Source organism: Aeromonas sp. MdU4 (assembly GCF_041929505.1).
Classification (GTDB): domain Bacteria; phylum Pseudomonadota; class Gammaproteobacteria; order Enterobacterales; family Aeromonadaceae; genus Aeromonas.
On sequence record NZ_JBHFMW010000030.1, the window covers coordinates 43,748 to 66,873 of the forward strand.

Sequence of the window (23,126 nt, forward strand, 5' to 3'; positions counted from 1 at the left end):
TTCCACGCCTGTCAGGCCATGGTCACAATCGTCTCTTGCTCGATGCCCAACAGGTGGCAGAGACGAGTCGGGTCGCGCACCGCATCGGCCAGCGTGAACTCCCCCAGCACTTCGAGGAAGGCGTTCATGGCACGGCGCAGAATACCCTGAATGCGGCAACCACCGGAGAGACGGCAGTTCTCGCGCTTGCAGTCGACCGGACAGAGCACATGCTCCATGTCCATCACCACATCACGCAGGTTGATGGAGACCGCTGAACGACCGAGGCGGATGCCGCCGTGCTTGCCACGTACCGTCTCGATATAACCCTTGATACCAAGTTGGTGCACTATCTTGACCACGTGGTTGCGAGAGATGCCGAAGGTATCGGCCACTTCGGTGATGGTCGACAGGCGATCCCCCGGTTGAACCGCCAGGAAGGTCAGGGTACGCAGGGCGTAGTCGGTAAATCGTGTCAGTTGCATGGTCGCACTTGCCTCTTACTACAAGCCAGGAATCAGGACGACAACATTGAGCTAAGAGGCAGGAGACAACCGATTCGCCTCTGCCCGGCAGAGGGGCCTGTCTCTTAATCTGAGTTGCGGAGTGACAGGTTAAGAGCAGCACAACCGGGTGTCGATGAAGATGCACATAAATCGACACTTTCTTTGATTGATCGCAAACTTGCCGGGTTAGCCCGGTGTTTGCCCGCTTTATTGCGAGTAAATCTCGCGAAAAGCATCCCTGATCAACCTCTTTCGCTGACCAGAAATACGACCCGACATCCTGCCCTTAAAAGCTCGTCAAAGCGGTGGATCAGTGAGGTTGCTTCAGCCAGTTTTTCAGGGCAACCGAGGGAATGGAGCTCTCGGAGGCAACAGCAAATGCGCCCCAATCCACCGCACACTGCAAGGCATCCCTGATTGCCATGCCCCGCGCCAAGCCGTGAATCAAACCACCGGCAAAGGCATCCCCCGCCCCGGTGGTATCGACCACCGAGACAGGCCGGGCAGCGACCCGGATCTGCTCGTCGCCATGGATAGCCACGGCCCCCTCCTTGCCCTCGGTCAACACCAGCCACTCGAGCTGCTCACCTGCCAGCTGACGGGCATGTTGCCAGGGGTCGCTCACCTCGCCGAGATCGGAACGGGAGGCCACCAGCACGTGGCAGGGACGACGCGCCTGCCCCCCCTTGGGATACTGGGCCACCACGAAGCTCTTGCCGAGCATCTGACGCATGTAGCTGATGATGGCAGTGCCCGGATAGTTCACATAGAGGCAGTCCACCCCCTCCTGCGGCAGATCGCCGGGCTGATCGGGACGCCGCGGGCGGCGCAGTATGGTGCGCTCGCCGGTGGAGTCCACCAGGATCAGCAGCTCGCCGGTCTCGCCGCCAAAGCGCTCCACATGGCTGCAATCCAGCCCGTAACCGGCCGCCTGCTCCAACAGCCAGTCGCCAGTCTCATCCAGCCCGATGCGGGAGGCGATGATCACCTCGTGGCCCGCCCACACCAACCCTATGCCGGTGTTGGCCGCGCCACCTCCCAGCCTGCGCCCCTGATCCACATATTGCAGCCGAGCCCCCGCCACCAGCGGTTCGGAGAGGGATAGCACATGATCACAGTTGAGATTGGCAAGCAGCAGAATGCGGGACATAGAGACCTCGAACGATGGAGATAGCCCAAAAGAGACAGGCTGAACCCCGAGTAGAGCCCAGCCTGACAGAAGAGACAACCGGCAGCGATCGGGAATCCGATCGGGATCAATAGATGGGTAGATCCACCCCGGCCAGCAGCTCGTCGATGCGCGCCTGACTCGGCTGCTGCATCACACTCTGGATCACCTCCTTGGTAAGGTGGGGCGAGAAGGAGCTGATGAAGTCATACATGTAGTTCTGCAGCAGGATGCTCTTGCTGAAACAGATCTGTGCCGGGCAGGGTTTGAACAGGTGCTCCAGATTGATGGAGACCAGCCCCGGAGCATCAGTGTCATTGGCTACCAGCGAGGAGATGATGCCGATGCCAAAGCCCAGCTCCACGTAGCGCTTGATCACCCCGGCGTCCATCACCGTCATGTAGTAGCTCGGAGTGAGACCAGCCGCTTGGAACACTTCGTCCTGCGCCTGTCGACCGGTGGCTCCGCTCTCGTAACTGAGGATCGGGTAGTGGCAGAGCTGCTCCAGGGTCGGCTTCTTCACCTTGGCCAGCGGGTGATCCTGCGGCACCACCAGCGAGAGGGTCCAGAGGTAAGCGGGCAGCGCGATCAACTCCTTGTCGAAGCCAATCTCGTGGGCAACGATGGAGAAATCGGAGTAACCCTTACTGATCTGCTCCTTGCTCGCCGACATCACCGGATGGAGGTGGAACGAGATCTTGGGGTACTTCTTGGTGAAGTAGGTGACCGACTTGGGCAGCAGATAGCGGGCGATAGTGTGGGTGGTGTGAATATTGAGGGTGCCCACGGTCGGGTCCAGATATTCGCGGGAGATCGCCTTGATCTTGCTCTCGATGTTGAGCATCGCCTCGGCACACTTGATGATCTCTTCCCCCACCGGCGTGATGCGGTGCAGGTGCTTGCCACGGCGCTCGAAAATCCGCACCCCCAGCTCGCTCTCCAGCAGGCCAATCTGTTTGCTGACCCCCGGCTGACTGGTGAAAAGCGCATCGGAAGCCACGGACACATTGAGGTTGTGGTCCCGGATCGCGATCAAATACTTCAATTGCTGTAGTTTCAAGGCGTCACACTCTCAGACTGGTTTGGCTCAGGCAGGGACGGCGATCAAGCCAGACAAACAGGCCGCCACATGGGCGGCCAGTGTACCATCCGATCCCGACATCTCAGCGCTTGATCCTTCATTTTGCTACAAAATCTAGCATCCGAAGGGGTTGCTGACAAACCGGGCTCAGGCCGCGCCTGCTCGTAGCGGCAGGATCCCCAAAAACTGCAGCAGCCACTGCATCATGGTGGTCGAATCCACCTCCCCCTCCAGCGAGGAGAGGCTGCTCTGGTAACGCTCGTCGGGCAACAAACCACGGCGCCGTTCGATCAGCGCCCGGTTGTACTCCACCGAAAACTCCGGATGCCCCTGAATGGCGACGATGTGATCACCCTGCAAAAACATGAAGTTGGGACAAAAATCGTTGCCCGCCAACCGGGTTGCCCCCGGCGGCAGCAGCGCCACCTGATCCTGATGGCTGGCCAGAATGCGGATCTGATCCCGCGCTGGCGCCATCCAGGGGGCATCCGCCAGCATGGGATGAACCGCTACCCCCAGCCCCCACCCCTTGGTGGACTTCACCACCTCGCCACCCAGCGCCTGGGCGATCACCTGATGGCCGAAGCAGATGCCAGCCAGCTTGACGTCAGCATCGTGCGCCTGGCGGATCCACGCCCGCAGCGCCTGAACCCAGGGAATGTCGCTGTAGGCATCGTGACGCGAACCGGTGATAAGCCAGGCATCGCATTCATGCAGATCCTCCGGCAGTTCGCCATCGATGGCTGACCAGACCCGAAACTCCAGCTCCGGCGCCAGCGGCCGAAACCCCTTAATAAACATCTCGGAGTAGACGGGGCCAAAACGATCCGCCAGATCGGGATCCAGCCGGTCACAATCGAGAATTCCCAATCGCATCTGTTGCTCCTTTACAGAAGTGCCCCCGCAGACCAGCGATCTGCGGGGGCAAGAGAATCAAGTCATGGTAGTGAGCGTTGGGCTCACTTCATGGTTGGCATGGAGAACTCGGCCCCGCTGCGCAGACTCTGGGGCCAGCGCGCCGTGACCGTCTTCATCCGGGTATAGAAGCGTACCCCGTCCGGCCCGTGCATGTTGAGCGGCCCGAAGATGGAACGCTTCCAGCCGCCAAAACTGTGAAACGCCATCGGCACCGGAATGGGGACGTTCACCCCTACCATACCGACCTGAACCCGCGCCGTGAAGTCCCGCGCAGTGTCGCCGTCACAGGTAAAGATGGCGGTGCCGTTGCCGTACTCGTGCTCGTTGATGAGGCGCAGTGCCATCTCGTAGTCCGGCACCCGCACAATGGAGAGCACCGGGCCGAAGATCTCCTCCCGGTAGATGCGCATCTCGGGGGTCACCTCGTCAAACAGGCAGCCACCGATGAAGTAGCCCCCCTCGTGAGCCAGCTGACGGCCATCGACCCGCAGTGTGGCCCCTTCGGCCACCCCCTGATCCACATAACCACGCACCTTGGCCAGATGCTCCCGGCTGATCAGCGGCCCCATCTCGTTCTCCGGGCTCTGGCCCAGCCCCGGGCCCACCCGTAGTTTTTCCACCAGCGGCTTCAGTTTGGCCACCAGCGCATCAGCGGTCTCGTCTCCCACCACCACGGCCACCGAAATAGCCATGCAGCGCTCACCCGCCGCCCCATAAGCAGCCCCCATCAGGGCGGAGACCGTCTGATCGAGGTCCGCATCCGGCATCACCACCATGTGGTTCTTGGCGCCGCCCAACGCCTGCACCCGCTTGCCGTGGGCAGAGGCGGTGGCATAGATGTACTGGGCGATGGGGGTAGAGCCGACAAACGACACGGCACCAACCCGCGGATCGGTCAGCAACACATCCACCACCTCCTTGTCACCGTTCACCACGTTGAGCACGCCGTCAGGCAGACCGGCCTCCTTGAGCAGCTCGGCCATCCGCAGCGAGAGGGAGGGATCCTTCTCGGAGGGTTTGAGGATAAAGGTGTTGCCGCAGGCGATGGCGACTGGGAACATCCAGAGCGGCACCATGGCCGGGAAGTTGAACGGCGTGATACCAGCGCAAACCCCGACCGGCTGCATCATGGAGTAGCTGTCTACCCCGCGGCCGACGTTGAGGGAGTGCTCCCCCTTGAGCAGATGGGGAATGCCGCAGGCAAACTCCACCACCTCCAACCCACGGGTCAGCTCACCCTGCGCATCGGAGAAGACCTTGCCGTGCTCGCGGCTGATGAGCTGGGCCAGCTCGTCCCTGTGCTGCTCCATCAACTCCTTGAAGCGGAAAAAGACCCGGGCCCGCACCAGCGGCGGGGTTTGCGACCAGTCGGCGAAGGCGCGTTCGGCGATGGCGATCGCCTCCTGACACTCGACGGCGCTGGAAAGCCCCACGCTCCCCTGCTGCTTGCCACAGGCGGGATTGAAGATGGCCCCTTGCCGCTCGCTACGACTCTCCTGCGGCTGGCCGTTGATGAAGTTGCTGACCCTGTATGTCATGTATCCTCCGTGATGACTGATGTCGTGGTGGCGCAGCGCTCGTCAACACGAGGCAACGCAAGGCCCCGCCAGAGCGGGGCCACCAAATGGGTTAGGGTTGGGCCTGCAGGGCATCCTGCAGCAGGGTGAAGAGATCGTCGATCTGGCTGCGCTCGATGATGAGAGGTGGCGACAGGGCGATGATGTCGCCGGTCACCCGGATCAGCGCCCCTTTCTCGAAGCAGCGCACGAACACCTCGTAGGCGCGCTTGCCCGGCGCATCCGGCATGGATTCCAGCTCGATGCCCGCCACCAGCCCGTAGTTGCGCACATCCTTCACATGCTTGCAGCCCTTCAGCGAATGGGCCGCCTCCTCCCAGTAGCCCGCCAGATCGGCGGCGCGGCTGAGCAGGTTCTCGTTGCGATAGATCTCGAGGGTCGCCAGCCCGGCTGCGGCGGCCACCGGGTGACCGGAGTAGGTGTAGCCGTGGAACAGCTCGATGGCCCCTTTGCCTGCCGCCATCATGTCGTCATAGATGTGGTTCTGCACCAGCACCGCCCCCATCGGGATGGCACCGTTGGTGAGCCCCTTGGCACAGGTGATCATATCGGGGATGACATCGAACTCTTGTGCTGCAAAGGGAGATCCGAGACGGCCGAAACCGGTGATCACCTCGTCAAAAATCAGCAGGATGCCGTGTTTGGTACAGATCTCTCGCAACCGCTTGAGGTAACCCTTGGGCGGCATCAGCACGCCGGTACTGCCGGCGATGGGCTCGACGATCACCGCCGCGATATTGCTGGCATCGTGCAGGAAGACGATCTTCTCCAGCTCGTCGGCCAGCGCCACATCCTCCGCAGGCAGACCTTTGGTGAAGGCGTTCTTGGCGATATTGAGGGTATGGGGCAGATGATCCACCCCGGTCAACAGGGAGCCGAACCACTTGCGGTTGCCGGGAATGCCACCCACCGAGATACCGCCAAAACCGACGCCATGGTAGCCACGCTCTCGGCCAATCAGCCGGGTACGAGTGCCCTGACCGCGCGCCCGCTGCCAGGCCAGCGCGATTTTGAGCGCGGTATCGACCGACTCTGAGCCGGAGTTGGTATAGAAGACATGGCCGAATCCCTTGGGTGCAATCTCTACCAGCCGGTTGGCCAGCTCGAACGGCAGCGGGTGGCCCATCTGGAAAGTGGGAGCGAAATCGAGGTGGGAAATCTGCTGGGAGACCGCCTCGGCAATCTCGCGCCGACCATGGCCCGCGTTGCAACACCAGAGTCCGGCGGTGCCATCCAGTATCTTGCGGCCATCCTCTGAGTGATAATACATCCCCTCCGCCGACTTCAGAATGCGCGGCGCCGCCTTGAATTGCTGGTTGGCGGTGAACGGCATCCAGAAGGCGGACATGTCGGAGGGGGTATTGATGTCGCTGATCGGTTTCATGGTCACCTCATCCTGAAGGTGTTTAGCAACTATTGGCTAATGCCTATTAAATTAAACACCTGAATCCATAAAAAAGGGCACTTATCGCCCTGTCTGGTGTCACCCCTAGCTAGATGTATCAGCAGGGTGGTATAAGATATTTAACACAATTTTAATAATAGTAAACAGTCAAGGAGTGTCTATCGATGGATATCGGTCACCGCCTCAAGGCGGTTCGCACCAATGCAGCCCTCTCCCAGCGCGAGCTGGCCAAGCGCTCCGGTGTGACCAATGGATTTATCTCCCAGATTGAGAAAAATCAGGTAAGCCCCTCGGTCGCTTCCCTGCGCAAGGTGCTGGAAGGCATCCCCATGTCACTGGCCAGCTTCTTTACCGAAGAGACTGAAATGAGTACCGAGGTAATCTTCCGCGCCGCTGACATGCCGGATCTCGGCACCCACCCCATCAGCTACCGGTTGGTGGGCCACAGCCGCGCCAACCGTGCCATCGGCATGTTGCAGGAGGTGCTGCCACCGGGGGCCGACACCGGCGACGACATGCTGAGCCATGAAGGGGAAGAGTGCGGCATCGTCATCAAAGGCGAAGTTGAAGTGACCGTGGGCGAGCAAATCTACCGGCTGGGGGCCGGGGATGGCTACTACTTCGACAGCCGCACCCCCCACCGTTTTCGCAACGTCGGCGAGCAGGAGTGCGTGCTGATTTCGGCCAATACGCCCGCCAGTTTCTAACTGGCCGACCTCGGTTAAAAACAGCTCAATGTTTAATGAATTGTTACAGGATGGATTTACAAGCGGCAGGATGTTTAGCATATTGATACGCGGATAGTGACTTTTGCCGGTTCAAGGAGTGAACATGAGTGACCTGACCCTGGCCCAGTGGCAACACAAGGCCGCCCATCTGACCCTGCCCTCGCAAGCCTTTATCAACGGCAGCTACAGCGACGCCGTCAACGGCGCCACCTTCGACTGCATCAACCCGGCCAACGGCAAACTGCTGACCAAGGTGGCGTCTTGTGACGCCGCAGATGCCGAGCTGGCGGTACAGGCGGCTCGTGCCGCTTTCGAGGACAAACGCTGGAGTGGGCTGCCGCCAAAGCAGCGCAAACTGATCATGCAGCGTTTTGCCGAACTGATGCGCCTCAACAAGCTGGAGCTGGCGCTGCTGGAGTCGCTGGATATGGGCAAACCCATCGGTGATGCCATGGGCTACGATGCCCCGGCCGCTGCCAACTGCATCGCCTGGAACGCCGAAGCGATCGACAAGATCTACGATCAGGTCGCGCCGGTCGAGGAGTCGGCACTGGCACTGGTGACCCGTGAAGCGCTCGGGGTGGTTGCCGCCATTGTGCCGTGGAACTTCCCGCTGGTGATGGCCTGCTGGAAGCTGGGCCCGGCGCTCGCCACCGGCAACTCGGTAATCCTCAAGCCTTCCGAAAAATCCCCCCTCACGGCCCTGCGCATTGCGGGTCTGGCCAGGGAGGCAGGCATTCCGGACGGCGTCTTCAACGTGCTGCCGGGCTTCGGCCATACCGTCGGCGAGGCGCTGGCCATGCACATGGATGTGGACTGCATCACCTTCACCGGCTCCACCAAGATCGGCAAGCATCTGGTGCAGTGCTCCGGCAAGTCCAACCTCAAGCGCGCCTTTATGGAGTGCGGCGGCAAGAGCCCCAACATCATACTGGCGGATGCGCCAGATCTGGACGCCGCCGCCAAGAGCGCCGCTGGTGCCATCTTTTACAACCAGGGCGAGGTGTGTACTGCAGCCTCCCGCCTGCTGGTGCAAAACAGCATCAAACCGCAATTTATGGAACGACTGCTGGCCCACGCCCGCGAGTGGATCGCGGCCAACCCGCTCGATCCCGCCACCCGCATCGGCGCCATGGTGGATCACATCCAGATGGAGCAGGTGTTGCGCTATATCGAGATTGGCAAACAGGAGGGAGCCAAACTGCTGCTGGGGGGCAACCGCACCAACACCGAGAGCGGCGGCTTCTATATCGAACCCACCATCTTCGACAACGTAACCCCGCAAATGCGCATCTTCCGCGAGGAGATCTTCGGCCCGGTGCTGGCGGTGAGCGGTTTCGACACGCTGGAGGAGGCAATCGCTCTCGGCAACGACACCGACTACGGCCTGGCTGCGGCGATCTGGACGGCAGACCTCAACAAGGCGGTGAAAGGCTCCCGCGCCCTGCGTGCCGGTACCGTGTTCGTCAACAACTGGGATGGCGGCGACATGACCATGCCGTTTGGCGGCTTCAAACAGTCCGGCAATGGCCGCGACAAGTCGCTCCATGCGCTGGAGAAGTACACCGAGCTGAAAAGCACCTGGATTCAACTGGAATAACGCAACAATGCCGCAGTAAAAGCCGCGTGAGCGGATCAAAAAGGGGGAGAGATCCCCCTTTTGCATTTTTGGTCTTCCATCACCGGCCTCAATCCTTATAATGACAAAAAAGCCAACATGTTAAATATAAAGACAAAAATGCTATTTTTTCTGGGAAGCGTACTTTTTCTGGTGATCGGTTTGCCCCTGCTGTTCTTCGTGCTGGGGCACGGCGAGGCCTACGTGACCTGGGGCCCCTGGATATCTGGCATTACCCTGATGCTATGGCTGTTAAGGGATGTAGACAGGATCCGCCGCGGCAAAGGCTGACCGGGCCAGTTCCTCTTCTCCCATGCCCAACCTGCGTTTATTCGCTTCTTTCCCCGTAAAAGGATCGCTACACTGATTTTTTGCGATGTTTCCCCGCATCCAACACTTCAGTAAAGGTCATCGGCATGTCACAACAGATCCAGCGCCAGGGTGTTATCTACGCCCTGTGCGCCTATATCCTTTGGGGGATCGCCCCCATCTACTTCAAAACCATCGCCGCTGTGCCAGCGACAGAGATCCTCACCCATCGCATGATTTGGTCATGTCTTCTGCTGCTGGTACTCACCCTGGCAAGCCGCCAGTGGCACAAGGTGCAGGCCATTTTGCGTCAACCCAAAGTGCTGCTCACCCTGGCACTGACCTCAGTCACTATCGGCAGTAACTGGCTGCTCTTTATCTGGGCGACCAACAATGGCCACATGCTGGATGCCAGCCTCGGCTATTACATCAACCCGCTGTTTAACGTATTGCTTGGCATGCTGTTTTTGAACGAAAAACTGCGCCGCTTGCAGTGGTGGGCGGTGATACTGGCCTTCGTCGGCGTTGCGATTCAACTGATTGCCTTTGGCTCTCTGCCCTGGATTTCGCTGGTCCTGGCCTCCAGCTTTGCCCTGTACGGCCTCATGCGCAAAAAGCTGGCCCTCGATGCCCTCACCGGCCTGCTGATCGAGACCATGATCATGCTGCCACCTGCCGCCATCTATTTATGGGGCATTGCTGACAGCCCCACCAGCCACCTCACCCAGAACGACTGGCACCTGAACCTGCTGCTGATCGCAGCCGGCGCCGTCACGACCATCCCCCTGCTCTGCTTTACCGCTGCGGCGACCCGGCTCAAGCTCTCCACTCTGGGTTTCTTCCAGTACATAGGCCCCAGCATGATGTTCATTCTGGCCGTCACCCTCTACGGCGAGGCACTGGCGATGGACAAGCTCATCACCTTCGCCTGCATCTGGAGCGCGCTGCTGATCTTCACGCTGGATGGAGTGCGTAATAGCAAGGCAAAATCAGTGCCAGCCAAAGCGTAAACTACTGTCATACCGCCCCGGCCAATCATGCCGGGGCAAACCTCAGAGCAGACTTTCTCGCGTTATATCCCGACACCACGCCAGCCACAATTGAATCGCCACTCCAATAATGGGGCTATGCTATCCATGGACAACACCGCATGGAGGCATCATGTTCAGGCAAATTCACGACCGATCACTGCTCTTTAGCCAGCTCCTTGGTGTACTGGTTATTATCGTACTGATATCAATCGGCTTTTTTGGCCTCTATTCAGTCAGAAGTGCCGCTGACCAGATGGGGCAAGGCAAGGACGTGGTCGCCGATATCCTGCCGCCCCCACTCTATCTCATCGAATCCCAACTACAGGTCTACACCTTGCTCCATGCCAAACCGGAGGAACAGGAAGGGGGGCTACAAGCGCTCGAACGTCTGCAAAATGAGTTCGAAGAGCGCAACCGCTTCTGGCAGGAGAGCAACCTGAATGCGCCACTCAAACAACTGTTACTGGGGGAGCAACGCCTGCAGGGGGAACGATTCTGGCAACTGCTCAATACCCAATTTGTTCCCGCCATCAAAGCGGGTGATATTGCCACGGCCACCCGCATTGCTACGAACCTTCATGCCATCTACAGCGCTCACCGCCTCGGGGTGGATGCTACTGTCACCAGCGGTAACCAATATGCCGCCGATCAGATGACCCATCTCATCGATACCACCCGCCTCTGCTACAGCTTGCTGCTCTGTGCCGCGCTGGTTGGCATAGTCCTCATCTTCTGGCTCGGTCTGCCAACCCAGCAACGGTTGCTGGCAGCGGGCAAGGCAACAGCCGCCATCGCCGAAGGAGAGTTAACCGTGACGATGCCGGAGCCAGGGCGAGATGCAATCGGTGACCTTATTCGCCAAATAGGCGCAATGCGAGGTCAACTGACCACCCTGGTCTCCTCACTGCAACGCAGTGCTACTACGCTGGACGAGCGGGCCGCAATACTGACCACCACCGCACAGCGTCATTCCGATGACAGCCTGACTCAGGTCGATGTCGCCAGACAAATAGAACAGGCTATCGATCAGCTCACACATTCAATGGGACAAGCGGATGAACAACTACATCATGTCAGCGAACTGACCCTGCAATCAGCTTCCCGAGCTGCCGAAACAGCGCAGGTCATCCACGCCGTCGAGCAGGTCATAGACGAACAGGCTGCAGGTGTAAAGCGGGTCTCAGGTACCATTTCGGATCTGGCCAGTCTCTCGCAACAAATATCAGGGCTGGCTGGTGCTATCCAGTCAATTGCGGAACAGACCAATTTGCTGGCTCTTAATGCAGCGATTGAAGCTGCACGGGCGGGAGAACAGGGGCGCGGCTTTGCCGTGGTGGCCGATGAGGTGCGCTCGCTGGCCACCCGTACCGGCAGTGCAACGACCGAGATCAATACCATCATCGACCGCATCCAGAGTGTCAGCCTGCGGGCCGTTAATGAAATGGATACCGAGCTGGGCAGGGTTGGCGAAGCGATTGAGCACGCAGGTATGGCGCGCCAGAGCGTGGCTGGCATTGAACAGAGCTGCGGTGACGTGGGTCACCGCATCACCCAGGTCGAACACCTGATGAGCGAGGAACGTCAGCTGATCCGGGAGATCACCGAAAAGGTTGGCGAGATGTCCCACCTGGCGACCGAAGTCAATCAAAGTGCCAGCCGTGCCGCCGAGGAGGCCGAGCAGGTCGCTCAGCACGCACACATCCTCACCAAACAGACCCGCCATTTCCATCTCGATACCCTGCCACACTGACACCGCAGACCAGACATCACCGACAGCGCCACCCATTTTTTCCATCACAGGCAAAATGGGTGGCGTTGGACTCAATGAGGGAATAGGATCCGCCCTTCCAATAATTAACTAAAAGGATCTACTGGCATGAATCGAAAATGGTCGCTCCCCATCGTGATACTCGCGGGGGGAGCGTTACTCTGGCTTGGCAACACCTTTGGTATGAAATGGGCTCTGATGGCCCTGATCGGATTCGGCTTCGGCTTCACCCTCTCCTTCAGTCGCTTCGGCATCGTCTTTGGTTGGCGCGAGATGTTGACCAAGCGCAACAGCTACTACGTGCGGGTTCACCTGCTCACCATCGCCATCGAAATTCTGCTGTTCACCTGCTTCCTCTCCTTTAGCCACGCCCTGTTTGGCGATCCCATGGTGGGCAACGTGATGGCTATCGGCATTCCTTTTATCGTCGGTGCCTTTATGTTTGGCATCGGCATGCAACTGGCTGGCGTCTGCGCCACCGGCACCCTCTACTGCTGTGGCGAAGGGCAACCCCGCTTCTGGCTGGTGCTGGTTTTCTACTGCATCGGCACCCTGATCAGCAACCAGTTCCGCCCCGAGCTGGAAGCCACCTTCTCCAGCCATGTGGTACTGGCCCGGGATCTGACCGGCAGTCTCTGGAGCGGCATGCTGCTCAATCTGGCACTGGTTGCCGTGCTGTTCCTGCTGTTTCGCAAGAGCGAACTCAAGCGTACCGGCGAGATCAAACCGATCTTCAGCGGCGGCAACCTGTTCTGGCGTGATGGCCGTTTCACCGTACTGACCGGTGGCATCATCATCGCCGTTCTCAACTCCTGCGTGGTGGCGCTACACGGCTCGGCCTGGACCATCACCGGCGCCGCCTATCACATGGGGCTGCATGGCGCCTCCCTGTTCGGCCTGTTCGAGGGGAACCCTGAACTGGCCAATCCGCTCTTCCGCGATCCCATGGTCGGCATGTTCTGGCTCGGCATTCTGGGGGCCATGCTGGCGCGCTGCATCAGCGGTGGCGGTCAATTCGCCCCGATGCGACTCGGCAACAGTCTGGCATCCATCATCGGCGGCCTGCTGATGGGAATGGGCGCCATGTACAGCGCCTGCAACCTCGGCGGCTTCTTCGACGGCACCGCCTCCGGCAGCCTGCACGGCTGGGTCTGGATGCTGATGGCTCTCGCTGGCAGCCTGATCGGCATCCGCCTGCGTCCGCTGTTCAAGCTCTGAGCCACAGACCTGTACTCGCCAGCAAGGGAGTCGGGTCACACCGAATAGAGAGAGCCAGTCCGCTTGCGCGGGCTGGCTCTCTTTTTTCTGTCACGCCGGGATCACCCCGGCCTTTTTGCTAGCTCTTCATCAAAACCACTGACCGTGGCGCTTGATGTAGATGCTCTTGACGGTCTGGGTCAGCCCCATGTAGGCCAGCATGGTAATCACCAGCCACATGAAGTACTTGGGCCCATCCAGAGTGATGAAGCCGAAGTGCTCGGCCAGCGGCGAGAACGGCAGGTAGCAGCCGATGGCGATAGCGATCGAAGTGGAGAGCAGCACCGGCAGGGTAGCTGTACTCTGCAGGAACGGGATCTTGCGGGTACGCAGCATATGCACCACCAGCGTCTGCGACACCAGCCCCTCGATAAACCAGCCGGAGTTCATGATGGCCTGACCGTTGACCAGCGGATCCATACTGCCGTTGGCGGTGGCATAGAGGGCACCGGCACCGAACACGAACCACATCAGGCAGTAGGTGCTGATATCGAACACCGACGAGGTCGGGCCGAGCCACAGCATGAAGCGCTTGATGTTGCTCGCCTCCCACTTGCGCGGTCGCTTGAGGAACTCGGGATCCATCTTGTCCCACGGCAGCAGCATCTGGGAGACATCGTAAACCAGATTCTGGATCAGCATCTGCATCGCCAGCATGGGCGCCCAGGGCAACCAAGCGGAAGCGACCAGCACCGAGAAGACGTTGCCAAAGTTGGAACTGGCGGTCATGTTGAGGTACTTGAGGATGTTGCCAAAGGTCTCGCGCCCCTTGATCACCCCCTCCTCCAGCACCATCAGGCTCTTCTCCAGCAGGATGATGTCGGCGGTCTCCTTGGCGATGTCGGCACCGCTGTCCACCGAAATGCCGACATCCGCATCCCGCAGCGCCGGTGCATCGTTGATGCCGTCGCCGAGGAAGCCGACGGTATTGCCGTTGGCCTGCAGCGCCTTCACCACTCGCGACTTCTGCAGCGGGGTGAGCTTGGCAAAGATGGTGGTGTGCTTGACCACAGTGCACAACGCCACATCGTCCATCACCTCGATATCCTTGCCGAGCAGCGGCACACCGGGATTCAAGCCCACATCGCGGCACACCTTGCTGGTGATGATGGGGTTGTCGCCGGTCAGCACCTTGACCGCCACGCCGTAGTCGTTAAGAGCGCGGATGGCCGGGGCGGCCGAGTCCTTGGGCGGATCGAAGAAGGTGAGGAAGCCGCGCACCACCAGCTTGACCTCGTCACTGGTGCGATAGCTCTGCTTGCACTCGCCTGCCGGGATCTCGCGGGTCGCCACGATCAGCACCCGATAGCCCTCGGCGTTGAACTCCTCGCTCTGGCGCAGCAGGGCGCGGCGATCGGCGTCGGTCAGGTCGCGGATCTCCTTGCCATCGGCGATCTGGCTGGAGACGGCCAGCATCTCCTCCACCGCGCCTTTGGAGACCATCAGCTGCTGGCCCAGATCATCCTGCACGATCACCGACAGGCGACGGCGTACAAAGTCGAACGGCAACTCGTCCACCTTGCGGTAGTTGGCAGGCTTGCAGCTATCACCCAGGGCATCAGCGTGCTCGACCACCGCGATATCCATCAGATTCTTCATGCCGCTCTGGTGAAAGCTGTTGAGCCAGGCCAACTGCAGGATCCGGTCATCCCGGTTGCCACGCACATCGTAGTGGTGCTCGAGGATGATCTTGTCCTGGGTCAGGGTGCCGGTCTTGTCGGTGCAGAGCACGTCCATAGCACCGAAGTTCTGCACCGAATTGAGTCGCTTCACCACCACCTTGCGCTTGGCCATCGCCACTGCGCCACGTGCCAGGTTGGCGGAGACGATCATCGGCAGCATCTCGGGGGTGAGCCCCACCGCCACCGCCAGCGCGAAGGTGAGTGCCGACATCCAGTCACCACTGCTGATGCCGTTGAGCATAAAGACGATGGGCACCATCACCAGCATGAAGCGGATCAGCAGCTTGGTGACGCTGTTTACGCCGCGATCGAAGCTGGTCTCGATGCGCTTGTGGCTCACCACATTGCGGGCCAGCGAACCGAAGTAGGTGTCGCTGCCGGTCGCCACCACCACGGCCCGGGCAGTACCGCTCACCACGTTGGTGCCCATAAAGCAGATGTTGGGCAGATCGAGCATGCCCCCCTCACCGGCACTGGCACCCTCCGCCGACTTGCCGGCTACCGCGCCCAGAGTGTCGTACTTCTCCACCGGCAGCGCTTCGCCAGTCAGCACCGCCTGACTGATGAAAAGATCGCGCGAGTCGATCAGCTTGATATCGGCCGGGATCATATCCCCCGCCTGCAGGTGCACTATGTCACCGGCCACCAATTCGGTCATCGCCACCTCCTTGCGCAGGGGGGCGGCCCCCGGCGAGGGACGACGCTGCACGGTGGCGGTATTGCGTACCAGCGACTTGAGCGCCTCGGCCGCCTTGGCGGAGCGGTACTCCTGCCAGAAGCGGAGCAGACCACTCAGACCCACCATAATGCCGAGGATGATCACCTTGACCCAATCCTCATCACCCGGCTCGGCCATCAGCACGTCCATCACGTAGCTGACCAGACCCAGGGCGATCAGCACCAGCACGAAGGGGTTCTTGAACGCCTGCAGCAGCTGGACAAACGCATGGGGCGGCTTGTCGTGGGTCACCTCGTTGGGACCGAACTCGGCCAGTCGGTTGGCAGCCTCAGTCGCAGTCAGACCATCGATGTTGCCGCGCACGGCGGTGAAAGTGTACTCGAGAGACTTGTCGGCCTCGTCGAGCACTCTGGAGGAGATCTTCTCCTTCTGCGTGCCCGGCGCAACAAAGCCCTGCTGCTTATGCCGGCTGGCAGTATGTTGTTGTTTCATAATTCTTTATCCTGATTTTTACGCAAAACAGGGCCCTGTCGCGGGCCAAGCCTGGCGTCAGTACTGATATCGAAGGCTGTGAACCCAACATGCTGCCGATGCGGTCAATTGCCGCGCACGGGGCGGCCCGTCAGACAAATGTCTGCCGTCGCGCTAACCAGCATGGTTGGATCAGATCAGGGGTCAGGACACCGCATCCCGTCCCCCCGCAGGGGGGATCAGGAGTGGGGAGACGTGGACCCCGAGGGTCTAGGTTTGGGCTCTTCGGTCATTGGTTTTCCTCCGAGTTTGCCAAGGCACATGGCCGGATACGGGTATCCGCCAGCAGCGCCAGTAAGTGATAGCGAAAATCAGGATAACAATTGCGAACCACAAGATAATGACGCGTGGAAAATAATATCAGGCATGTTTGACCTGGCCGACCACAGAAAAATGGTTAGCCATGAAATATATTTCAGCGGAAAATTAAAACTGCCAAATATATATTCAATACACTTACAAGATATATTCGTTCGCAACCACACCTATCGAAAACAGAGCCGTTTTCAATATGGTGCAATTCATCTTGTTATTCGACGCCTGCTCGCGCTCCTGCTGCACAGCTGCCAGCCAGATGCTGCTCGGTAGCAGCACGGACTCGCGGCGCAACAAGGGCGACGATGAAGCGTGCGATTACATGATTCGCGAGGCGGTGCGGCTCGCAGGTGAGCGGAACAATCCGGTTTGCAACGACCATCCCTGTTAAAACCGGGCTTGGGCTGTTGCGGGAGTCAGAGGTGACTCATTGAGATGCTGCACTCTATGCTACGTTCGAGCAATCAGAGTGAGGGGGAAAAGAGAATATTCGGCCTCAGCTCTGGTAAACCCGCATCGCGATTTGCAATCGGCTACAACTGTCGCAGTCCATAATATTCATCCATTTATTGATAACACGCAGGGATTCTAACCAAAAGGTTCTGCTGGCGCAAAGTTTAAATCGATATTTTTTCAGCTAATTATTCTGGCTCTATTTAATCGCTATTTATTTTATCGGAAATATTTGCTGACTTATTGCCTTGGCCCCACTCACACCTATCGCCATTACAGGCGCCATGCACCATAACAAACGGGAGGCCAGGCCTCCCGTTTGTTCACACCATCTTATTGCGCCGGATGGGAAACCCCTTCCAGATGGATTTCGACCCGGCGATCCGGTGCCAGGCAGGCAATGAGCTCCTGTTTGGAACGGCTGGCGCAGTTGTTGCCAGTCACAGGATTGGCCTTGCCACGCCCCTCGACCCGCACCTTGTCGGCATAGAGTCCCTTGGCAACCAGATAGCTGGCCACACTCTGGGCCCGCTTCTCGGAGAGGGCGAGGTTGTAGTTGTCGGAGCCGATGCGGTCGGTATAACCGATCACGGTTGCCACCCCGTCTTTCGGGTTGGCCGCCACGATCTGACTAAACAGCGCATCAAGCGCCTGATTCGCGGCTGGCTTGAGAGTCGCCTTGTTGAACTCGAACAGCACATCGGAGCTCAGGCTGAACTCCTTGGGAGCCACTACCACAGCAGGAGCTGGCTCGGCGATCACCGGAGCCGGAGCCGCTACCGGGGCTCCCACCTGACCGAAGCGGTAGAGCATGCCAAACGCCAGCAAGCCGTTATCCAGTTCAATACCAGAGCGGTCGATGGATGTATCGCCTAGCGGCGTGGTGTATTGATACTCCAGACGAGCAGCCCAGTTCTGGTCGATGGTGTACTCGGCACCCAGCGCCCCGACAAAGGCGGCACCCCGTTTCTTGCCGGTGAAACTGCTTGCTGTATCGCTGATCTTGCTGTCGGTCCAGGCATAGCCGCCACCCAGACGACCATAGAGATCGAGCACGTTAGTGGCCGGGAAGCTGATCTTCATGGTGGCCTGCACCAACTGACTCTTCGCCTCACCGTTCAGAGCATCCACACCGCTGCCGCCGCTCATCTTGTACTTGCCGAGCCAGTCGTAGCCCAGTTCAAAACCGAGGTTGGGATTGAGCTGGTAACCGGCAAATGCACCCAGACCCAGATCGCTCTTGCTCTCGCTGTTATTGCCAACCGCGGCAAAGTCACTGGCGATATCCTGGTTTTTATCTACACCGTAGTAGTTGGACCAACCGGCCTTGCCACCGGCATACCAGGTATTGTCCTGAGCAGCCGCCTGTACGGCGCCCGCAGCCAGCAATCCGCCGACCAACACGGCAAGCATCGATTTATTCATGTTTAGCCTCTGCAATAAGTCGTTATTGGCGCCTGAGCGCGCACTATCCCTGTGTGAAGCCGTCAGGCGGCCTCTCCGCTACTCAGGGTATCCCATGATGTCACAGCCTCAAATGACCAAGCCATCAGGAGTGTGAGCTTGTCGGCATTCTCTGCACTAAAAACAGCCAGTTAGATATTGTTGCTGGCTAAAAAACAGAGGGAGGCCAACGCCTCCCTCCTTCTTCATCGAGCCATCAACTGGCAAGGAACAGCCGATATGCGGGGTCGTCGCTCACCTCTTTCCAGCCGTACCCAATCTCGTGCAGGTAGTCGTGAAAAGCCGCCACATCTTCGTCCGGCAGTTCGAAGGCGCAGAGCACCCGGCCATAGTCAGCGCCGTGGTTACGGTAGTGGAACAGGCTGATGTTCCAGCGGCAACCCAAGGTCTCGAGGAAGCGCATCAGGGCGCCCGGTTGCTCCGGAAACTTGAAGCTGTAGAGCCGTTCACCGAGGGGCCGGGCCGGGCGGCCGCCAATCATGTAACGCACGTGATTCTTGGCCAGCTCGCTCTCGGTCATGTTGACCACCGGATAGCCGTTGCCACCGAGCTGATCGATGATCTGGCCCAGCTCCTCGTCGCCGCCGGTGAGGCGCACCGAGACGAACAGCGACGCCTGCTCGGCATCCGCATAGCGATAGTTGAACTCGGTCACCATGCGGGGGCCAAGCTGACGGCAGAAGTCGAGGAAAGCACCCTTGCGCTCGGGGATGGTCACCGCCAGCATGCCCTCACGCTTCTCGCCGATCTCGCAGCGCTCCGACACGTAACGCAGGCTGTGGAAGTTGACGTTGGCGCCGGAGAGAATGGCCGCCATCCGCCCCCCTTTAACCTGCTCCCGCTCGCTGTAGGCCTTGAGGCCCGCCAGCGACAGGGCGCCCGACGGCTCTGCAATGGCACGGCAGTCGTCGAAGATATCTTTCAGTGCGGCGCAGATCTGATCGTTGGAGACGGTCACCACCTCGTCCAGATACTGGTTGCACAGGCGGAAGGTCTCCTCGCCGATGCGCCTGACCGCCACCCCGTCGGCAAACAGCGAGACCCGCTCCAGATTGACCGGCTCGCCCGCCACCATGGCCGCCTTGAGGCAGGCAGACCCTTCAGCTTCCACCCCGATCACCTTCACATCCGGCAACAGCTGCTTGATGTAAACCGCCACCCCGGCGGCCAGACCGCCGCCCCCCACCGGCACGAAAACATGGGTGAGGTGGATATCCTGATCCAGCAGCTCCTTGCCGATGGTACCCTGCCCCGCGATCACCTCGACGTCGTCAAATGGCGGGATAAGGGTGTAGCCCTCCAGCTCGGCGAGACGGCGGCTTTCGGCATAGGCCTCGTCGAAGCTGTTGCCAAACAGCATGACGTTGCCGCCCTGACGGCGTACTGCATCGATCTTGATGTCCGGCGTGGTCTTGGGCATCACGATGATCGCCTTGATGCCGAGCTTGGCCGCCGACAGGGCGACCCCCTGCGCATGGTTGCCAGCAGAGGCGGCGATGACGCCGTGATCCTTCTGCTCTTGGGTCAGAGTGGCGATCTTGTGATAAGCGCCGCGCAGCTTGAAGGAGTGGACCGGTTGCAGATCCTCCCGCTTCAGGCTGACGTGGTTGCCGAGCCGCTCGGAGAGTTTTTTCAACGTTTGCAACGGGGTTACTCGCGCCGCCTCATAGACGGGAGAGAGCAGCACCTTGCGTAGATAATCAGCCGCAGAGACCATGACTTACTCCCCCAGCATCGAACGATCACGCACCGCACCCTTGTCGGCGCTGGTGGCGAACATGGCATAAGCGCGCAGGGCAAAGGAGACCTGACGCTGACGATCGAGCGGCTTCCAGCCACGAGCTTCCACGGCGACGCGGCGGGCAGCCAGCACGCTGTCGGCCACCTCCAGCACCATGCTGCGAGCCGGGATGTTGATGCTGATGATGTCGCCATCCTCCACCAAACCGATGGTGCCGCCGGAGGCAGCCTCCGGCGAGACGTGGCCAATGGAGAGGCCCGAAGTACCGCCGGAGAAGCGGCCATCGGTGATGAGGGCGCACGCCTTGCCCAATCCCATGGATTTCAGATAGGTAGTCGGGTAGAGCATCTCCTGCATACCCGGGCCCCCTTTCGGCCCTTCGTAGCGGATCACCACCACTTCGCCCGCTTTCACGGTGCCGTCGAGAATACCGTTCACCGCACTCTCCTGACTCTCGAATACCCGGGCCGGGCCGCGGAAGGTGAGGTTCTCCTCATCCACCCCGGCGGTCTTGACGATGGCGCCATTGACTGCGAGGTTGCCGGAGAGCACAGCGAGGCCACCCTCCTGGCTGTAGGCATTTTCCAGCGAGCGGATGCACCCTTCGGCGCGATCCAGATCCAGCTCGGCCCAGCGGCAATCCTGACTGAAGGCCTTGGTGGTGCGGATGCCAGCTGGCCCGGCGCGGTAGAAGTCCACCACCTCCTGACTCGGCTGGCGGCTGACGTCATATTCATTGAGCTGTTCGACAAGAGAGCAACCCAGCACAGTACGGGTATCGCCATGCACCAGACCCGCTTTTTCCAGCTGGCCCAGAATCGCTACCACACCACCGGCGCGATGCACGTCTTCCATATGGTACTTCTGGGTAGAGGGCGCCACCTTGCACAGTTGCGGCACCTTGCGCGACATGCGGTCGATATCGGCCATGGTGAAGTCGACGCCCGCCTCCTGCGCCGCCGCCAGCAGGTGCAGCACAGTATTGGTGGAACCACCCATGGCGATATCCAGTGCCATGGCGTTCTCGAACGCCGCCTTGGTAGCGATATTGCGCGGCAGCGCCGACGCATCGTCTTGCTCATACCAACGCTTGGCCAGCGTCACGATGCGTTGACCCGCCAGCTTGAACAGCTGCTCGCGATCACTGTGGGTCGCCAACATGGAGCCGTTACCCGGTTGGGAGAGGCCGAGCGCTTCGGTCAGACAGTTCATGGAGTTGGCGGTAAACATGCCGGAGCAGGAGCCGCAGGTGGGGCAGGCGCTGCGCTCCACCTGTTCGCTCTGGGAGTCAGACACCTTGGGGTCGGCGCCCTGGATCATGGCATCCACCAGATCCAGCTTGATGATCTGGTCGGAGAGCTTGGTCTTGCCCGCTTCCATCGGGCCACCGGAGACGAAAATGACCGGAATGTTGATGCGCAGAGCGGCCATCAGCATCCCCGGGGTGATCTTGTCGCAGTTGGAGATGCAAACCATGGCGTCGGCGCAGTGGGCGTTGACCATGTACTCCACCGAGTCGGCGATCAGCTCGCGCGATGGCAGGGAGTAGAGCATGCCGCCGTGGCCCATGGCGATGCCGTCATCCACGGCGATGGTGTTGAACTCTTTGGCAACGCCGCCCGCGGCTTCGATCTCGCGGGCCACCAGTTGGCCCAGATCCTTGAGGTGGACATGGCCCGGCACGAACTGGGTGAAGGAGTTGACCACGGCGATGATGGGTTTGCCGAAATCCTGATCGGTCATTCCGGTAGCACGCCACAGGGCGCGCGCCCCGGCCATGTTACGTCCGTGGGTAGTGGTGGCGGATCTCAACTTCGGCATTGTCTCTACTCCCTGATTGCCCATATGGGCTCGCTGCATTATTCGGTGATGATAAAAGTGGATCGGGAATCGATCCTGGTGAAGGCACCGCCAGGCACCTTCACCGGAAGCGACTCGGGGAGGCTTGTTGGCCTCCCCTCTGCTATCAGTCGTTAACCGGTGTGAGCCAGCCCCACTTGTCCTCGGTCTGGCCGTTGAACAGGCCGAAGAAGGCGTTTTGCAACTGCTCTGTCACCGGGCCACGGCTGCCAGCGCCCACCTTCATTCGATCGACGGAACGCACCGGCGTCACTTCGGCGGCGGTGCCGGTCATGAAGATTTCGTCTGCGACATAGAGCGCCTCACGGGGCAGCGCCTGCTCGCGCACCTCATAGCCCAGATCGCGGGCCAGCGTCATGATGGTGTCACGGGTGATGCCCGGCAGGATGGCGGCAGTGGCAGGCGGGGTAAACAGCACGCCATTCTTCACCAGAAACAGGTTCTCCCCCGCCCCTTCGCTCAGGTAGCCGTTCACGTCCAGCGCCAGCCCCTCGGCGAAGCCGTTGCGCTTGGCCTCGCGGCTGATCAGCTGAGAGGACAAATAGTTGCCGCCCGCCTTGGCACCGGTGGGAATAGTGTTGGGAGCGAGCCGGTTCCAGGAGGTGACGCACACATCCACCCCGTTTTTCAGCCCCTCTTCCCCCAGATAGGCGCCCCATGGCAGGGCTGCGACAATCAGATCGGCCTTGGCATCCAGCGGCGGATGCAGCCCCAGCCCCACGTTGCCGACAAAGGCCAGCGGGCGCAAATAGCCGCTCTTCAGGCCGTTCTCGCGCACCACGGTGCGGCAGGCTTCATTCACGTCGGCCTCGCTGTAGGGAACGTCCATCCAGTAGATCTTGGCGGAGTCGAACAGGCGGCGGGTGTGCTCCTGCAGACGGAAGATGCAGGTGCCCTTGGGGGTATCGTAGGCGCGTACACCTTCGAACACCGAGGAACCGTAGTGCAGGGCGTGGCTCATCACGTGCACCTGGGCGTCTTGCCAGGGCACCAGTGTGCCGTTGAACCAGATGTATTGCGGGTGAGTGGCGGATTGGGAAGGTTGTGACATTGGTT

Annotated in this window: 18 protein-coding genes; 7 read left to right on the plus strand and 11 right to left on the minus strand. The window is 60.1% G+C overall.

Annotation, left to right across the window (positions count from 1 at the left end):
• Nucleotides 1-11 precede the first annotated feature (11 nt).
• The 6 genes from ACE1BR_RS18230 to ACE1BR_RS18255 form a co-directional block, all read right to left on the minus strand.
• On the minus strand, nt 12-464 hold the full coding sequence (locus ACE1BR_RS18230; RefSeq protein ID WP_374872775.1) for an Rrf2 family transcriptional regulator: 453 nt from the start codon (nt 462-464) through the stop codon (nt 12-14).
• A gap of 331 nt (nt 465-795) precedes the next feature.
• The gene (locus ACE1BR_RS18235; protein WP_374872777.1) at nt 796-1,635 is read right to left on the minus strand and encodes a PfkB family carbohydrate kinase; all 840 of its coding nucleotides are present in this window, start codon (nt 1,633-1,635) and stop codon (nt 796-798) included.
• 106 nt (nt 1,636-1,741) lie between these two features.
• Nucleotides 1,742-2,713: a LysR substrate-binding domain-containing protein gene (locus tag ACE1BR_RS18240; RefSeq protein ID WP_374872779.1), complete on the minus strand. Its 972-nt coding sequence runs from the start codon at nt 2,711-2,713 to the stop codon at nt 1,742-1,744.
• A 168-nt stretch (nt 2,714-2,881) separates the two neighbouring features.
• Nucleotides 2,882-3,610, minus strand: a complete 729-nt coding sequence (locus ACE1BR_RS18245; RefSeq protein WP_374872781.1) for a glutamine amidotransferase — start codon at nt 3,608-3,610, stop codon at nt 2,882-2,884.
• An 83-nt stretch (nt 3,611-3,693) separates the two neighbouring features.
• Entirely contained in the window at nt 3,694-5,190 is a 1,497-nt protein-coding gene (locus ACE1BR_RS18250; RefSeq protein ID WP_374872783.1) for a CoA-acylating methylmalonate-semialdehyde dehydrogenase, read from the minus strand.
• A 91-nt stretch (nt 5,191-5,281) separates the two neighbouring features.
• Entirely contained in the window at nt 5,282-6,613 is a 1,332-nt protein-coding gene (locus tag ACE1BR_RS18255) for an aspartate aminotransferase family protein (protein WP_374872786.1), read from the minus strand.
• 185 nt (nt 6,614-6,798) lie between these two features.
• On the opposite strand from ACE1BR_RS18255, the gene ACE1BR_RS18260 reads away from it, so the two are divergent.
• The 6 genes from ACE1BR_RS18260 to ACE1BR_RS18285 all read left to right on the plus strand — a co-directional run bounded on the left by ACE1BR_RS18260 (nt 6,799) and on the right by ACE1BR_RS18285 (nt 13,306).
• On the plus strand, nt 6,799-7,341 hold the full coding sequence (locus ACE1BR_RS18260; RefSeq protein WP_374872788.1) for a cupin domain-containing protein: 543 nt from the start codon (nt 6,799-6,801) through the stop codon (nt 7,339-7,341).
• Nucleotides 7,342-7,465: 124 nt separating this feature from the next.
• Entirely contained in the window at nt 7,466-8,962 is a 1,497-nt protein-coding gene (locus ACE1BR_RS18265) for an aldehyde dehydrogenase (protein ID WP_374872789.1), read from the plus strand.
• Nucleotides 8,963-9,022: 60 nt separating this feature from the next.
• Nucleotides 9,023-9,271: a hypothetical protein gene (locus ACE1BR_RS18270; protein WP_374872870.1), complete on the plus strand. Its 249-nt coding sequence runs from the start codon at nt 9,023-9,025 to the stop codon at nt 9,269-9,271.
• Nucleotides 9,272-9,396: 125 nt separating this feature from the next.
• Nucleotides 9,397-10,299, plus strand: coding sequence for an EamA family transporter RarD (gene rarD / locus ACE1BR_RS18275; protein ID WP_374872791.1), 903 nt, complete (start codon nt 9,397-9,399; stop codon nt 10,297-10,299).
• 151 nt (nt 10,300-10,450) lie between these two features.
• Nucleotides 10,451-12,070 (plus strand): methyl-accepting chemotaxis protein, encoded by a 1,620-nt coding sequence (locus ACE1BR_RS18280; RefSeq protein ID WP_374872794.1) that lies wholly within the window; start codon nt 10,451-10,453, stop codon nt 12,068-12,070.
• Nucleotides 12,071-12,196: 126 nt separating this feature from the next.
• Nucleotides 12,197-13,306 (plus strand): YeeE/YedE thiosulfate transporter family protein, encoded by a 1,110-nt coding sequence (locus tag ACE1BR_RS18285; protein WP_374872796.1) that lies wholly within the window; start codon nt 12,197-12,199, stop codon nt 13,304-13,306.
• Nucleotides 13,307-13,435: 129 nt separating this feature from the next.
• Here the strand turns inward: ACE1BR_RS18285 and mgtA are convergent, their stop codons facing one another.
• The gene (gene mgtA / locus ACE1BR_RS18290; protein ID WP_374872799.1) at nt 13,436-16,198 is read right to left on the minus strand and encodes a magnesium-translocating P-type ATPase; all 2,763 of its coding nucleotides are present in this window, start codon (nt 16,196-16,198) and stop codon (nt 13,436-13,438) included.
• A 234-nt stretch (nt 16,199-16,432) separates the two neighbouring features.
• Here mgtA and ACE1BR_RS18295 point away from each other — a divergent pair, with 234 nt between their 5' ends.
• Nucleotides 16,433-16,825 (plus strand): hypothetical protein, encoded by a 393-nt coding sequence (locus ACE1BR_RS18295; protein WP_374872801.1) that lies wholly within the window; start codon nt 16,433-16,435, stop codon nt 16,823-16,825.
• A gap of 513 nt (nt 16,826-17,338) precedes the next feature.
• Here the strand turns inward: ACE1BR_RS18295 and ompA are convergent.
• The 4 genes from ompA to ACE1BR_RS18315 all read right to left on the minus strand — a co-directional run bounded on the left by ompA (nt 17,339) and on the right by ACE1BR_RS18315 (nt 23,121).
• Nucleotides 17,339-18,430, minus strand: a complete 1,092-nt coding sequence (ompA, locus tag ACE1BR_RS18300) for a porin OmpA (protein ID WP_374872804.1) — start codon at nt 18,428-18,430, stop codon at nt 17,339-17,341.
• A gap of 235 nt (nt 18,431-18,665) precedes the next feature.
• Nucleotides 18,666-20,186 carry a threonine ammonia-lyase, biosynthetic gene (gene ilvA / locus ACE1BR_RS18305; RefSeq protein WP_374872807.1) on the minus strand — a complete coding sequence of 507 codons (1,521 nt, stop codon included), beginning with the start codon at nt 20,184-20,186 and terminating at the stop codon, nt 18,666-18,668.
• Between the two features lie 3 nt (nt 20,187-20,189).
• On the minus strand, nt 20,190-22,031 hold the full coding sequence (gene ilvD, locus ACE1BR_RS18310; RefSeq protein WP_374872810.1) for a dihydroxy-acid dehydratase: 1,842 nt from the start codon (nt 22,029-22,031) through the stop codon (nt 20,190-20,192).
• A 145-nt stretch (nt 22,032-22,176) separates the two neighbouring features.
• The gene (locus ACE1BR_RS18315) at nt 22,177-23,121 is read right to left on the minus strand and encodes a branched-chain amino acid transaminase (protein ID WP_374872813.1); all 945 of its coding nucleotides are present in this window, start codon (nt 23,119-23,121) and stop codon (nt 22,177-22,179) included.
• Between the last annotated feature and the right edge of the window lie 5 nt (nt 23,122-23,126).